12 protein-coding genes and 1 pseudogene are annotated in these 15,340 nt (G+C 49.6%); 10 read left to right on the top strand and 3 right to left on the bottom strand.

What is annotated here, in order from left to right; all coding sequences use genetic code 11:
* The first annotated feature begins 61 nt into the window (after positions 1-61).
* From CDA54_RS00495 to CDA54_RS00480, 4 genes are all read left to right on the top strand, one after another.
* A complete protein-coding gene (locus CDA54_RS00495; protein WP_099033039.1) occupies positions 62-241 on the top strand; it encodes a hypothetical protein in 180 nt (59 codons plus the stop codon).
* Complete coding sequence (locus CDA54_RS00490; protein WP_099033038.1) at positions 238-651, top strand: PRC-barrel domain-containing protein; 414 nt, start codon at positions 238-240, stop codon at positions 649-651. The genes CDA54_RS00495 and CDA54_RS00490 overlap by 4 nt, the downstream gene beginning before the upstream one ends.
* Before the next feature lie 162 nt (positions 652-813).
* Positions 814-1,035, top strand: a complete 222-nt coding sequence (locus CDA54_RS00485) for a DUF3185 family protein (RefSeq protein ID WP_099033037.1) — start codon at positions 814-816, stop codon at positions 1,033-1,035.
* A gap of 82 nt (positions 1,036-1,117) precedes the next feature.
* Positions 1,118-2,302, top strand: a complete 1,185-nt coding sequence (locus CDA54_RS00480; protein ID WP_099033036.1) for an AI-2E family transporter — start codon at positions 1,118-1,120, stop codon at positions 2,300-2,302.
* Between the two features lie 56 nt (positions 2,303-2,358).
* Here the strand turns inward: CDA54_RS00480 and CDA54_RS00475 are convergent, their stop codons facing one another.
* Together CDA54_RS00475 and CDA54_RS00470 are read right to left on the bottom strand one after the other, a co-directional pair.
* On the bottom strand, positions 2,359-4,905 hold the full coding sequence (locus tag CDA54_RS00475) for a chemotaxis protein CheB (protein WP_229748053.1): 2,547 nt from the start codon (positions 4,903-4,905) through the stop codon (positions 2,359-2,361).
* A 63-nt stretch (positions 4,906-4,968) separates the two neighbouring features.
* The gene (locus CDA54_RS00470) at positions 4,969-5,571 is read right to left on the bottom strand and encodes a PAS domain-containing protein (protein ID WP_180237070.1); all 603 of its coding nucleotides are present in this window, start codon (positions 5,569-5,571) and stop codon (positions 4,969-4,971) included.
* A 204-nt stretch (positions 5,572-5,775) separates the two neighbouring features.
* Here CDA54_RS00470 and CDA54_RS00465 point away from each other — a divergent pair, with 204 nt between their 5' ends.
* From CDA54_RS00465 to CDA54_RS00450, 4 genes are all read left to right on the top strand, one after another.
* Positions 5,776-6,828, top strand: coding sequence for an endonuclease/exonuclease/phosphatase family protein (locus CDA54_RS00465; RefSeq protein WP_099033322.1), 1,053 nt, complete (start codon positions 5,776-5,778; stop codon positions 6,826-6,828).
* Positions 6,829-6,833: 5 nt separating this feature from the next.
* A complete protein-coding gene (locus CDA54_RS00460) occupies positions 6,834-7,439 on the top strand; it encodes an RsbRD N-terminal domain-containing protein (protein ID WP_218962354.1) in 606 nt (201 codons plus the stop codon).
* Positions 7,440-7,783: 344 nt separating this feature from the next.
* Positions 7,784-9,055: an O-acetylhomoserine aminocarboxypropyltransferase/cysteine synthase family protein gene (locus CDA54_RS00455; protein ID WP_099033034.1), complete on the top strand. Its 1,272-nt coding sequence runs from the start codon at positions 7,784-7,786 to the stop codon at positions 9,053-9,055.
* Positions 9,056-9,410: 355 nt separating this feature from the next.
* Complete coding sequence (locus tag CDA54_RS00450; protein ID WP_099033033.1) at positions 9,411-11,657, top strand: EAL domain-containing protein; 2,247 nt, start codon at positions 9,411-9,413, stop codon at positions 11,655-11,657.
* Positions 11,658-11,875: 218 nt separating this feature from the next.
* Here the strand turns inward: CDA54_RS00450 and CDA54_RS00445 are convergent, their stop codons facing one another.
* Entirely contained in the window at positions 11,876-13,924 is a 2,049-nt protein-coding gene (locus tag CDA54_RS00445; RefSeq protein ID WP_180237069.1) for a bifunctional diguanylate cyclase/phosphodiesterase, read from the bottom strand.
* 392 nt (positions 13,925-14,316) lie between these two features.
* Here CDA54_RS00445 and CDA54_RS00440 point away from each other — a divergent pair, with 392 nt between their 5' ends.
* Positions 14,317-14,580: an RNA recognition motif domain-containing protein gene (locus CDA54_RS00440; RefSeq protein WP_099033031.1), complete on the top strand. Its 264-nt coding sequence runs from the start codon at positions 14,317-14,319 to the stop codon at positions 14,578-14,580.
* Positions 14,581-14,835: 255 nt separating this feature from the next.
* A pseudogene (locus CDA54_RS00435) lies at positions 14,836-15,127 on the top strand (isoamylase early set domain-containing protein).
* Positions 15,128-15,340 lie beyond the last annotated feature (213 nt).

Below are 15,340 nucleotides of genomic sequence, written 5' to 3'. Positions count from 1 at the left end.
CTCACCAGAGTTCATGGTATGAGGCAGAGCCCAAACTTAATCATCATTTGGAGATCAGCTCATGAAAAAGAATCAGAATCAAGGTCAAGTAAACAAAGACACAGGGAATACCAAACAGGACGCCGACAATCGGGTCGACAGCCAGACCAGAGAACAAAAGACTAAAGCAGAAAAGCGGGGCAGTCCGTCCGGAGCCGTGCTGTCAGAAGTCAATGGCGGCGCCAGTAAGGCAACGAAATGAACGACGAGGGAGATATTATGAGTTATACCACCACAGAATCGAACAGCAGACAAGACAACCCCGATGACGTGCAGACTCCGGCTACGTTGCTGAGTGCTGACACCATTACCGGCGACGAAGTCTGCAATATGCAGGATGAGAAGCTTGGCAAAATTCAGGACATTATGCTCGATTTAACACAGGGTAAGATACGTTACGCCGTGCTGTCGTCAGGCGGTTTTCTGGGCATGGGTGACCACCTGTTCGCGGTTCCCTGGAGGGCTTTAAAGCAGGACAAGGAAAACAAGCGTTTCATAATAGACATAGATGTTGAGCGTATCAAGAAAGCACCAGGCTTCGATAAGGATAACTGGCCTGATATGGCTGACGCACAGTGGAACTCGACCGTTGAGTCCTACTACACCGGGTGATCAGAGCGCTCAGAAAACCGAGCGCACAAGGTCCGGGCAGTCATATCTGTCCGGGCCTGTCGTGGCAAAAGAAAGTTGTTGTGGCCAATACCCGCTGCACTTCCAATGCCCCTTCTCTGAGCCCAAAAATATTACACCCTTAATAACCAAAAGGAGATTAACATGGCGAATAGTAAAATTTTGGCTTTAGTGTTACTTGTTGTGGGTTTTATCCTGCTTTTCCTAGCGTATCAGTCCTCTCAAAGCATGGGCGATCAGGTCTCAGAGGCCATTACCGGCGAATTTACTGACCCTACAATCTGGTATCTGATCCTTGGCGCAGCTTCCGCGGTGGCTGGCGTTGGCATGCTGTTGTTCGGTAAGCCAGCTGGCAATGCTAACTAGAAATAACAGCAAATGGAATAATTAGCTGGTCACTCATCACATGCCATGAATGGCGCAAAGCAGAACAACGCAGGAGTTCGCAATGTCCCACGACGAGCAGGGATCCCAGGTTGGCAAAGAGGAAGTTGCCACACAAAACGCGCCAGCATTGCGTCCGGGTAAATCACTGTTCAGCGTCGTTGAGCTTCGCTTATTTCGCTACACAGCGGTGCTGCTATCCCTGGTTGTACTGACGGCGCTGGTCGGCATTATCCTGTGGGCATTTGGCAGGATACTGAACACCTTCTATAACCTGCTGCTGTCATTATCCCTGGCCGGTATTCTGGCACTGGTGCTTTATCCGGTGGTGGAATTTCTGCAAAAGCGGATTCACTTACCGCGTTTATTAGCAATCATTGTTGTGCTGATGGTCTTCTTCCTTGCTATCGGCGGCCTGATTTTCCTGCTCGTGCCCATTCTGATCACTCAGGCCATCCAGTTGATGACTGTTTTGCCAGAAACACTGGCGAGCTGGCAGGACCATTTCTCTTACCTCTTCCCTGAACTCAATGCCATGATTTCGAACAGCATAGAAAATAGTGGTGACGAAGAATCTCAATCAGCCCTGCCCGGCCTTGAAGAGCCGGGCGGGACTATCATGTCTTATCTTGGCTTGTTAGCGGGTATCAGTTTCGTCCCCCTGTTTCTGTTCTTCACCCTGCTTTCCGGCCATCGGCTGCGGGGACAGGTATCGGAACTGTTATCCATCTTCCACAGGCCCACCCAGCACAAAGCGCTGTATTTCATGGATGTGTTTGTGGAGTACATCACCACATTTTTTCAGGGGCAACTGATCATCGCCATATGCATGGGTACCTTCTATGCACTGAGCTTTACACTGATCGGTCTGGAGTTTGGCATGCTTCTCGGACTGGCGCTGGGGCTGCTAAATATTGTTCCTTTCCTGGGCACACTTATTGGGCTACTGGTCGTCTTGCCCATGGCCTACCTGCAACCAGGCGGCGGCGTTGAGCTACTGGCCATGGCCACACTGGTGTTCGCTGCAGTGCAACTGATGGAAAGCTGGTTGTTGACACCAAAGATCATGGCCAATCGTTCAGGTCTGCATCCCGCACTCGTGGTGATTTCCCTGTTCTTCTGGGGCACAGCTTTAGGAGGGATTATCGGCATGGTACTTGCGGTTCCCCTGACTGCTTTCTTCGTCGCCATCTGGAGCGAGATCAAAGCAAAACTCGAAGGCTCGCTAAGCAGCCGCGATACTGAATGAACCCGGCCGCAAAAGGACCGGCGGTCCATTCCTGCACATAAAAACTCCCCCTTATATCACGATGGTAAATCCTTACGCAGACCCTGTTCCAATTTCTTAGTGGCGGTGATATCGAGCAAGGTGATCACCACCCCGTCAATCACATTATCCAGACGATGATAGGGCATAATCCGTACCGTAAACCAGCGACCATCGGTGGTGGTGATCTGTTTCTCACAAAATACCAGTGTATCCAGAGTGGTCTGAGCATCCTCGTTGAGCTGCGGGTACTCCAGAGTGCTGGTGAGATCGCCCAGAGGACGGCCAATGTCACCCTCTCGGATGCTGATGATTTTACATGCCCGGTCAGTAAAACGACGAAGATTCAGATTTTGATCGAGAAACAAAATGGCAATTTCAATGCTGTTTAGCAGGTTTTTCATATCACTCTGGGCCAGGGCCAGGTCGTCAAGCTTGGTCTGCATTTCCGCATTGATGGTTTGCAGCTCTTCGTTCATCGACTGCATTTCCTCTTTCGAGGTGGTCAGCTCTTCATTGGTTGACTGCAATTCCTCATTGGTGGATTGCAGTTCCTCATTGGCGGATTGTAATTCCTCCCGGGACGCCCGGTTTTCCTCCCGCAGCATCTGGATCTCATCCTGATACTGTTGTAATTCTGCTGCATGGGTGTGTTGCGCGGCGGTTTTAGGCTTGTCTGCATCAGCCACGCTGGCATGAGCCGCTGCGATATCACGAAACACGATCATCTTCATCCCGCGCAGGGCAGAGGGCTCGCGCAGGGCCTGAACGGTAATATCGACGCTCTGCGTGGCGCCACCAGGCAATTGCACCTGTAGCCCCTGCAAATGCAGCGGTTCACTTTGCTCCGCTACCTGACGCAAGGCAATGCCTATAGGCGTTCGCAGACCTTCGCGCACCATCGCGTGAAAGTTCCAGTTGGCCTTACCAGCGGCAGGTTCCAGATATTTTCCGGTACGTCCGCTGATATAGACGATATCCCCGTCTTCGTTCACTACCACTGCGGCAGGGGCATAAACCTGCAACAACACCTGGTCGGCTGCGCTTTGCAGGTTATCATGGGGCGGATGGGAAGCATTACTGACAGACAAGGGGGGCTCCTTAGTTATCCAGGACAGGGGCGGAAACGACTTAACCGGCAACCGCAGATCATCACTCAGGGCATTGTCCTGGCGCCGATAAAGTCGTAGTTTGGATTGAATGGGGGCAAACAACTGATTGTAGCGCCCTACTGTCTCAGAGCTTCCCAACAACAGTACCCCTTCGCCACGCAGGCTGTAGTGAAACAGAGGCATGAGTTTGCGTTGCAGGCTCTGATCGAAGTAAATCAGTAAATTACGACAGGAAATCAGATCGAGACGGGTAAAGGGTGGATCAAGCACCACATCCTGCTGGGCAAATAACACCAGATCACGGATTTCCTGCTTAATCCGATAGCCGTCATCTTGTGCATTGAAAAAACGGGCCAGTCGCTCAGGCGAGACACTGTTGCTGATTGCGGATGGATAGTGGCCCCGGCGGGCAGTGGCAATGGCATCAGGGCTCAGATCCGAAGCAAAAATTTGCACAGTAAACTCATGGGGCTTTGGCAGTTTTTCCAGTACTTCGGTGAAGAGCATGGCCAGAGTGTAGGCCTCCTCTCCGGTTGAACAACCCACTACCCAGGCCCGCAAGTGGGGATCTCTGTCAGATCCTGTCAACAACTTAGGCAGTACCGTATCGGCCAGGTACTGCCAGACCGGTGCATCACGGAAAAAACTGGTTACCCCAATCAGCACTTCCTTGAACAGCAGGTCAATTTCCTGGGCGTTGTGCTGCAAAAAGTCTGCATACAGGGTCAGGGTTGCAATTTCATGAATAGCCATACGCCGCTCAATGCGACGATGCAGGGTGCTGGGCTTGTAGAGTGAGAAGTCGTGACGGGTTCGCTGTTGCAGCAAACGCAAAATGCGCTGTAACGGCGTTGATTCGCGCTCAGGTTCGGATTCAGTCTCTGCAGGCACTGGCTCCGCAGGCTCTGTCTTCCCGGTAATACAGGCCAGAATACGCTCCGGCAAATCACCCGGCGGCGCAATAATATCGGCACAGTTTGCGGATATGGCACTTTGGGGCATAGCGTCGAACTGTGCCGTGTCAGGCTGTTGCACTGCGGTCAGGCCACCCACCGCCTTGATAGCCTGCAACCCTAAGGTACCGTCTGAGCCCATACCAGACAGCACCACACCTATGGCTTGATCCCCATGGGCGCTTGCCAGAGAGGAAAAAAGCACATTGATGGGCAGACGCATTCCCCGGGGTTCCACAGGCTTTGCCAGGTTCAGCTGACCGTCGACGACGCTGATTTCGGTGTTCGGCGGAATCACATAGACACAATCAGGGTCAATCGACATGCCCTGGGTTGCTTCTTTTACCGACATTGGGGTAACACGCTGGAGTAATTCCGGAAGCATGGCCTTATGGGTGGGATCGAGATGTTGTACCACCACATAGGCCATGTTGCTGTGCGACGGAATTGCGGACAGAAACTGTTCCAGGGGCGCCAGGCCACCTGCGGATGCCCCGATACCCAGAATACGTATGCTCACTGCAGGTTTACCGTTAGCCTGGCCGCCATCCCCTTACCTGTTGAACAAAACGGCACGGGAGGGTTATGCAACATGTCGGCACTCACAGCAGACCAGCAGAATATGCTCACTCTCTGGCTCCAGAGTTGCCTGGAATTGCAACTGCCTGGCCCCCTCTGCCGCAGCAGCCCTTTCGGCTATGCAGCAATCTCTGGCGCGGCTCTGTACGACATTTTTTAACAGGTCAAGCAGCAATGGCCGGCTTTGCGGGTTCAAAAAGTTGTCAATACGCTGTCCCGGCAGGTACGCCTGCGCAACGCCAAAAAGCCCGGCGGCGGCCAGGTTAGCCTGAATAACAACTGCATGGCGATCAACTACACAATACGCCATTGGTGCGCGGTCATAGATTGTCCGGTATAACCGCAGCTCCTCCACAAGTGCCTGCTCATTGGCAGCAATCTCTTCGTTCTGCAGGTCAAGTTCCACCTGATGAACCTGCAATTCATGCAGCAACTTTAAGGCATCTCCTGCGTTATCCGGGTTAGCCGACAGTTTGTGCAACAATCGCAGTGCATCAACGCCCATCGACCACTGGCCTGTTGTCTGGGTTGTGCCCGTCTGTAACTGTGCTTCAGCCTTGTCACGCAGATGTGTGTAGACATTCGATTTATCAAAGGTTGCAGGCATTACAGACTCCGGGTCCGACAGTGAGGGTGCAGTTGTCATAGTAGCCTATCGGGACAGGGATTAGTACGCAGATTTGGGCTATCTTCGGGATAGACTAAATTTTTAGCTTTAGCGCCTGGCACCAGAGAATCAGGAGCATTCCTGCTTAACGATGTGTACGCCCGCGCACAGATCATTTTGTCCAATACTGCCATGCTTGATGCTATGAAAATTGTTCTGATCGTATTAGCTCTGTTGCTGGTATTTGCTACAGCTCTTCCGTTATTGCGTTTCGACCAATGGTGGATTCGCGTGTTTGATTTCCCAAGAGCGCAGATCAGCGTCGCAGGTATCGCACTGCTCGCCCTTTACCTCTGTTTCTGGGATATGCATCGTATCTTTGAAACCGTGGTTCTCGGATTGTTGGTACTGGCTGTGGGATATCAGGTTTTTAAAATGCTTCCCTACACGGAACTGGTCCCCTATCAGGTACTGGCGGCCGGGTCGCCCTCTGAGGACACCAGCCTCAAACTGCTGGTTGCCAACGTGCTGATGGGCAACCGGGAGTCGAAGGCCTTTTTGAATATCGTGCGCGAGTATGACCCTGACATTATCCTTACCGTGGAGACAGACCAGTGGTGGGAACGAGCACTCAGAACACTGGAAGACAGCTATCCGCACACGCTCAAGAATCCGCTCGACACCACCTATGGCATGCTCTTATATAGCCGCCTGGAAATGATCGACCCCGAAATCCGCTTTATTCTTAAAGACAGCATCCCGTCGATGCATATGCAGGTGGTGTTGCCCTCGGGTGCGCAGGTGTTTATGCATTTCGTTCATCCCGACCCACCCAATCCTGAGTATGCGACCGAGACCACAGAGCGGGATGCTGAGCTGCTGATCATCGGCAGGGAAACGGAGAAGCGCAATAAGCCGACCATTATTGCCGGAGACTTCAACGATGTAGCCTGGTCTTACACCACTGCATTGTTTCAAAAAGCCAGTGGCCTGCTCGACCCGCGCATCGGGCGCGGAATGTATAACTCATTTAACGCCAGAAACCCGCTTCTGCGCTGGCCTTTGGATCACGTCTTCCACTCAGATCATTTCAAGCTGGTGCGAATAGAGAGAGGCCCGGCCTGGGGGTCAGATCATTTCCCTATCTTTATTGAGCTGAGCCTGGAGCCTGAAGCTGAGTCCGAGCAAGACGAGCCGGATACGAACCACTCGGAAGAAGAGCTGGTAGAAGACAAGATCGAAGATGGGAGACGGTAAGTAAAATGCAAATGAACATGCGTTTAGCTGATTTTATTCGGGCAGAGATAGAGCCCATCCTTCAGGATTGGGAAGAATTTGCCAAAACTATTCTGCATGCCAGACATATGAGTAAAATCGGGCTGCGCGACCACGCCAAAGACATGTTGCTGGAAATTGCCGAGGATCTCGATGCAGATCAGAGTGGACCAGAACAGACCGCGAAATCCAAAGGCTGCGGGCCAGCAGATGAGGATGAGTCCTGGGCCGAAGTGCACGGTGGCGATCGCCTCACCAGTGGCTTCAGCGTGATGGAAACGGTTTCTGAGTTTCGTGCCCTGCGTGCGAGCGTGGTATCCCACTGGACTAAATCCTATCCAGCGGTTACCAGCCAGCAACTTCAGGATCTGACCCGATTTCATGAAGCCATAGATCAGGCCGTTGCCGAATCGCTCGAGCACTATGCCACCGCAAAAGAGATGGACACCCGGCTTTTCGGCGCTATTCTGGTGGCATCGCCTGATCCAATATATGTGCTGAACCTGAAAGGCAGATTTATCTATGCCAACAAAGCCACCGCCGACCTGTTATGTGATTTAACAGGCCGATGGGCGCTTTTAGATCTCCTTTAGTGAGCAACGTTCTATGTCGACTATTTTGCTGTTGCTGATACTGGCCGCAGCCTTTCAGCGGCTAGTTGTCTGATTTCAGAAACTTTGCAGGTTTCCGCCTGCCCACTCATGCAGAGGCTGGCAACCAGTTTGGTACTGAGCAGTATTTTCCCTTTTTTGTGGCGGATATTATTGACATCAGCTCTGGCGGAGCAACGAGGCTGCTCAAGCTACGGTCTGATTAACTAAGGCCGCTGCGGCTCAGCATAAGTGAGCTGTTAGTGTTCTAAGCATCTGCTACCAATTAACGTTTTACTGAGGCACAATCGTTTGAAATACAGTGGCTTATCACAGGAGAACACCTCATGAAACTCGAGTCTTTGGCGCTACACCATGGCTATGAATCTGAACCAACCACCAAGTCAGCGGCGGTGCCGATTTATCAGACCACCTCCTATACCTTTGATGATACCCAGCATGGTGCAGATCTTTTTGATCTTAAGGTTCAGGGGAATATCTATACCCGGATTATGAACCCGACAACGGCGGTGCTAGAACAGCGTCTGGCTGAAATGGAAGGGGGCATCGGTGCATTAGCAGTGGCATCTGGCATGGCCGCTATCACCTATTCGATTCAGGCCATTGCCAGTGCCGGTGATAATATTCTCAGTACCAGTCAACTGTACGGCGGCACCTACAATCTGTTTGCCCATACCTTTCCTAAGCAGGGTATCGAAGTGCGGATGATTTCCCACGATGACTATGCCGGTTTCGAAGCAGCGATTGACAGCAACACCAAGGCGATATTTTGTGAATCCATCGGTAATCCCGCCGGCAATGTGGTTGATATAAAGAAGCTGAGTGAGATTGCACATCGTCACGGGATCCCTGTAATAGTCGATAATACCGTCGCCACACCCTATTTGTGCCGCCCGTTTGAGCTGGGAGCGGATATTGTGGTGCATTCATTAACGAAATACATCGGCGGCCATGGCACCACTATTGGAGGCGTTATCATTGACTCCGGTAAGTTTGACTGGAAAGCCAATGCCAGTCGCTTCCCCATGCTCAACGAGCCTGACCCATCTTATCATGGTGTGGTATACACAGAGGCACTGGGCCCGGCGGCTTACATTGGTCGTTGCCGGGTTGTACCACTGCGCAATACCGGTTCGGCACTGGCACCCCACAGCGCCTTTTTATTGTTACAGGGGCTGGAAACGCTGGGCCTGCGTATGGAACGACACTGTGAAAACGCCGAGAAGGTAGCGGCGTTTCTGCAAGATCATGACAAGGTCACATGGGTAAACTATGCCGCCCTGACAGACAGCCCTTACTATGCCACAGCGCAAAAAATTACCGGCGGCAAAGCGTCCGGCATAATCAGTTTTGGTATCAAGGGCGGTCATAAGGCCGGTGGGCGCTTTATCGATGCATTGCAGATGATTCTGCGTCTGGTCAATATTGGCGATGCCAAATCACTGGCCTGCCACCCGGCAAGCACCACTCACCGCCAGTTAAATGCCGACGAGCTGAAAAAAGCCGGTGCCAGTGAGGATATGGTGCGTATTTCGGTAGGCATTGAGCATATCGACGATATCATTGCCGATATCAGTCAGGCACTGGAACAAGCCTGAATAAAGGGTTAATGACCACAAAATACTATAGAACGATTCTACAGAATAACGGCTACAGTTTCGTAGCCGTTTCTCCATAGACTTTTGCGGCCTGCTGCCTCTATTCGTGCATGGGCGGCACTGAGAATAACGGAAGTTTGGATTTCGCCCGCTATGGAGCATACGCCTGCTAAACTGTCACCAGAATATACAGGCATAACCGTTACTTGCCTCAGCTAATAACATCAAATTACACGTCCAGCCCATATATAATGCAGCAGACAGCAGATTTCAGCATCTACTCGACAACATCCTGCGACTATTATATTTTACCTTCTAAAGCGATAAAGAAAATAAGAAAACAGGAAGTTGCAGCTTGCTTACCGGAATCACTAATGCGATTAAACAATACCTGTTATTAGATCAGAAGCATCTTAAAACGCCCGATGAAAACACCTGGAAACTCAGTGTTCTCAGACTCATTCTCACCAGCGGTGTAATACTGACCTCGGCAATAGTAATACATTCTTCTTATGCAGCGTATACCCAGAATCTTTACTACGTTCTGGTTATGACCTTTAGCTTTTCCGCGTTGCTATGGGGGGCGATGTCGCTGAGTAAAGACAGAATAGCCTTTACGTCAGCATCCCTAACCATCACCATTGTGCTGGCAGGCTTTTGCATTTTATTTTTTACCCATGAACTGGCTTCAGCCCGCTACGGATTATTATTGTTCTTTACTCTGCCGATTATTTTACGCCTTTGCTATGGCAACAAAGCCGCTGTAGCCGGTATGTTGTTGAATATCATTCCCTTTGTCATATTGCTCATCAATCAGCCATTGGCACCACTACTGGGAATAGACATGTCCCTTCCGGGGACCTATATCTATCTCAGTTCACTGGTGTTCCTGTTCTTTAATTTTTGTCTTCCGGTGGCTGTTATCCGCGTTCTTACTTCTCTTGAGAAGCAATCCCAGCTTAACCGCGAACAAAGTAAAAAACTGGGTACGGTGGTCAAGCGCTATCAGGAGATTTTCAACAACGGCGGTACGCCCTCTTTTTTCTGTAATCAGCAAGGGAAAATTCTTCATGCCAACAAAAGTGGCAGAAAACTTATGCAGAATGCCCCGGCAGATTGTAGCTTTATTTACGAACTTTTTGCCTTAACGAAACCACTTGCTGCAGAGGAAACCGAAATAGCAGCATTACGTTCAGATACCAATGCAATATACAAAATACAACCTGCCAGTCTCGTCCATCATAAAAAACAACTCATTCACTGCTTCGATATCTCACACACCACCGCCGCAGACAAAAAAATAGGGCTGCTGAAACGAAAGCATTTTACCAGACACTATTCCGATGCCCTTACCGAACTTAAGAATCATCATTTCTGGAGCCATCAGTTTCCCCAGTCCCTGGAACATGATCACACTGTCATCCTGCTCAAGCTGGCAAACCTGAAAGATATCAATCTTCAGTACAGCTTCTCTGTGGGCGATCAGGTACTGGCTAATGTGGCGGCATTATTACGCAATCAGCTGTCCTCTTCGGTGAACCTGTATCGTTTTCCTGGTGCAAAGTTTTTGCTCTGCGTAAACACTGACCAATCCAGCACTGAAAATATTCCGGACTGGCTCAACAGACACCTGCCAGCAACAGTTACCCAACCTATGGAAAAGGGAAAAGACGGGATTTTGATTAACCTTCAATGGCGCAGTGGTTATTGCAATACATCAGGGTTTACATCAGCAGCCTTATTAGCTGAAGCCTGCGCGATTGGCCTCAGCCAAACAACTCAGAGCCAACCCTTTGAACAGTACGACTCCAAAGTGGTAAAACTGATACGCCAGGACACCAGGAACAAGGACAGAATCAAGCGGCTACTGGATGAGGGCAGCCTCGCCTTATGGCTTCAGTCCCAGGTCGATGATCTCCACAACGTTACCGGATTTGAAGTACTGGCACGCCTCGACGATCCGGTTAACAAAGAGATTCTGCAGCCCTATCAGTTTTTGCCTCAGATTGAAAAAAACAAATGGCACATTCTGTTTACTCAGAAGGTACTGGACAAAGCCATTTTACTTCTGGAAAGCTGGCCTGTCGGGCTGCCTGATGTGCCCCTGGCGGTAAATCTCTCCGGACCGGAACTACTTGATGATGCCTTTTATGAAAAGCTTTTACGCCGCTTTTCTGAAAGTCGTTTTTTGCGAGACAAACTGAAACTGGAACTCACAGAGACATCGGTATTAGCCAGTCACGATGAAACGAAAAAACGCCTTACCTCACTGGCTAACGTCGGCGCGACAATTATTATCGATGATTTTGGTACCGGCCACGCATCGTTGTCACAACTGATTGATTTGTCAGCATCGGTACTTAAGGTGGATCGGGAGTTTGTGGATAGGATTGAAAGCTCCGAGCGCCATCGAAAGATCGTAAAAATGACCCTTGAGCTGGCCAATACTCTGGACATGAAAACCATCGCTGAAGGGGTAGAAACAGAAGCCCAGCTAACATTACTCAAGCAGATGGGCTTTACATGCTTTCAGGGATATTTTTTCGGTAAGCCTGCACCCATCGGACACTGGAGCGAGGGCTTGGGCAGCAAGGCAATGTAACGCTGAATAAGGGTATGCTTAACGCTGCGACAGGTTGGCAATTCCTGCCCGGTCTAAATCCTTGATACTGACATTGTTCAGGAGAATCTATCAGGCCAGATGAGCCGTCAGCGCATTTTGGCATAAACCAGAGGTTCGCCCGGCGGGCTGATCGCGCAAAAAGTCAGCAGCACATCATCGCTGTCCCACAGTAATTAGCGACACAAAACCGGCTCTAGCTATTCAGAAAACTGTTTAGTGGCCAGCAAACGGGCAAAATCTTCGGCCGGGAGAGGATGGCTGAAATGATAGCCCTGCATTACATGGCAACCATTCTGGGTGAGAAAGTCGGCCTGATCGGCATCTTCTACACCCTGAGCCACCACATCAATATCAAGGGTTTTTGATAATTGAATGATCGCCTTGATAATCACCTTATCTCTCGGCTGACTGGTCATACCGGTAATAAACGAACTGTCAATCTTCAAGGTGTCCAGAGGCAGGTTCTGTAACTGACGTAAGCTGGAGTACCCACTGCCAAAATGATCCAGTGCAATACTGAAACCGGCTGTTTTTACCCAACTCAGTCGTTCGAGGAGATACTGGCCATTATCCATCAGCGAGCTTTCTGTAATTTCCGTTTTAAACTTGTCGGGATTGACGCCTGAATCCCGCAGCATCGCAGACATTTGTTCAATATTATGCTGATCACAAAACTGGCTACCGGAAATGTTCACTGAAACCTGAATATCGGCATCATAGTGTTTTTTCCAGTCACCGATATCGCCGATCGCTTTTGCCAGCACCTGCATAAACATTTCCTGAATCAGACCAGATTTTTCGGCCACTGCAATGAAATCGATGGGCGACACAACGCCCCTGTCTTTGTGCAGCCAGCGGGCCAGACACTCCACGCCTACGATTTCGCCGCTGCGACTATCAACCTGTGGTTGATAATAGGGTACAAACTCCTGTCGGATCAGGCCGTCGCGGATCTCCATTTCGATCTGCTTAAATCGTACAACTTCCTGATTCAAATCTTCACTGTAAAAAACATGCTGATTCTGCCCCCGCTTTTTGGCCCGGTACATAGCAATATCAGCCTGGTTAATCAGGGTTTCCGGCTCTTTACTGTTATCCGGAAACAGGCTGATACCAATGCTGGTGCTGATTTTCGCTGACTGGCCTTTCACCAAAAAGGGCTGATCCAGACAGCGATGTAGCTTCTCTGCCACACCGGATACTGAGGCCGCACCAGATACATCTGTCACCAGAATTACAAATTCATCGCCCCCCAGCCGAGCCACTGTGTCACTGTTTCTGAGTACTGTGCAAAATCGGTCCGCCACCTGTTTAAGTATTTCATCACCGGCATCATGGCCCATCGAGTCATTAATGGGTTTGAACTTGTCCAAATCCAGAAACATTAACGCAAAACCCGCATCGGATCGCTTACACTGACTTATATGGTGAGGCAATAATTGCATTAACAGGGCGCGGTTTGGCAGACCCGTGAGATCATCATGGTACGCCATCTCCTGCAGTTGCAGCATACGACTTTCTCTGGTGTCTATTTCTGTGTAAACGCCCACAAAATAGCGGGGGCGGCGGAATTCATCGACAATAGTGCTGAGGCGAACATGGCGAGGTAACTCCTGCCCGTTGCGGCTTCGGTCCCAGATATCGCCGCTCCAGAACCCCTTGCTTTTCAGGCTTTTCTGAATCTGAGAGAAAAACGTTTCATCATGTTTAGATGAACGCATTAATCTGATGTTGGCCCCCACTAATTCAGTCAGCGAGTATCCCAACATTTCACTGAATGCCCGATTAGCATAGAGTATTCTTTCATTAACATCAGTAATGATAATGGCTTCCGTCGAACCATCAAACATCTGTTGATAGAGCTGGAGTTGCACCCGGGCACTGGGCCCGAATTCATCCAGGTGCTGAAGCGCACAATGCAGCAGTATGTCATCATCACTTTCGATACGGGTCAGGTAACTCTCTGTTTCTACAGGGTGCTTTTGTGGGGTCAACCAGGACCAGCGACTTTTACTCTGCCCGGTATTCAGCGTCTCTATAAGGGTTGTCTCAAGCCCTCCATGATCGTCGGGCTTTAACCAGTCACGCAAGTTAGTCTCAAGTAAACAATCAACATGCTCGCAACCTAGCAATTGGACAGCCGCAATATTGGCACTTTTTATTCTGACTAAATCCAACAGCAGCATAGGTTGCGCTGAGGTTTCGAAAAAGGTATCAAATTGACTGTTATTCCGGGACTGGCCCATTAGTCCTCCTGACATGTCTCATTATTATTGTCGGCTCGACCTTGTTTTATTCTCCTTCTTATCGACCCTGTTATTCCCTTTTGCCGATCATGGCATAGTACTACTCTACTGCAAACAAAGCCGCGATTGAACGGTTTTTGTGCACCAGCGTGCTTTTTCAACCCCTCCACGCCTTTTAAAATAGGTTAAAGCCCTGTAAAACTAAGATTATTCCCTGCCTGAACAAAAAATCCCTCTGCTGGCAACAAATCTTTATTGCGCTTGTTGAAACTTTAACCCTACACTAGAGCTTAATGATTGGATGGCATGGTCGCTATCCAAACGACATCGGGTGATTCTGGCTGTTGGCTCCTTGATGGCGTAGAGAGACAACAGCCGTGAGAAACTAAGCAATGAAACTATATGTAGGAAACTTGTCATATCAAATGACAGATGCTGATTTAGAAGCCGCTTTTGCTGCTTTTGGTGCGGTAAGTTCAGCCAAAATCATTACAGATCGTGAAACTAATCGCTCGAAAGGTTTTGGTTTTGTCGAGTTTGATGATCGTGCTGAAGCAGAAGCCGCTATTGAAAGTCTGAACGGTAAAGATATGTCCGGTCGATCTGTGGTAGTAAATGAAGCCCGCCCACCTAAACCAAGGACAGGTCATCGTTAAGTCATTGGCTTAGAGCCAGAATTCTGAAGCCCCGGATACCGGGGCTTTTTTTTATGTTCATGTCGGTCTTACCCCGGGATGTCGATAACACATCTCTGACGATAACTTTAGCTATACTTACCTATTAGCTCTGTAAATATCAGGCTTACAGCGATAAGCATATTGCCGAGCAATCGATGACGTTCTGCGCGAACCTGATGTAATACGGAAATACTGTAATTTTATTACACCTCATCCCCACCCGAGGAGACCGCTATGAGCATGAAGAAACAGTACCTGAAAAGTCACCTTTAAACTCTCTGAAGAGCAAGCGAACGCCGCGCAAACCGCACGATTGGTGGGCGAATTTAATAACTGGGATACCCAAACCCAACCGATGAAACGACTGAAAAATGGCACATTCACTACTACGATAGACCTGCCCAGAAACAACCAATATCAGTTTCGCTATTTGCTGGATGATAAAAACTGGGAAAATGACTGGAGTGCAGATCACTATGTTCCCTCGCCCGTATCTCTGGAGGACAATTCCGTCATACAAGTGTAGCCCTGCCACAGCAACCTTTTGGAGCGGATTAAACGGATAAAATCAAATCCTCCTGCAACACGGCTTGTCAGTGCACTGACTGGATGAAACCGGGATTATTTTCGACATTGCCGCAAAATCCTAGTATTGTAATAAAATTACACATTTACCCAAGTAACCTCAGAATGCAGATTTCAGCGGTAAATAAAAGCGTTTAGGCAAGGCAGATGCAGA

The sequence above is a fragment of the Lacimicrobium alkaliphilum genome, from assembly GCF_002591895.1.
In the GTDB taxonomy this organism is placed as follows: domain Bacteria; phylum Pseudomonadota; class Gammaproteobacteria; order Enterobacterales; family Alteromonadaceae; genus Lacimicrobium; species Lacimicrobium alkaliphilum.
This window is presented reverse-complemented; position numbering and strand designations above follow the sequence as displayed.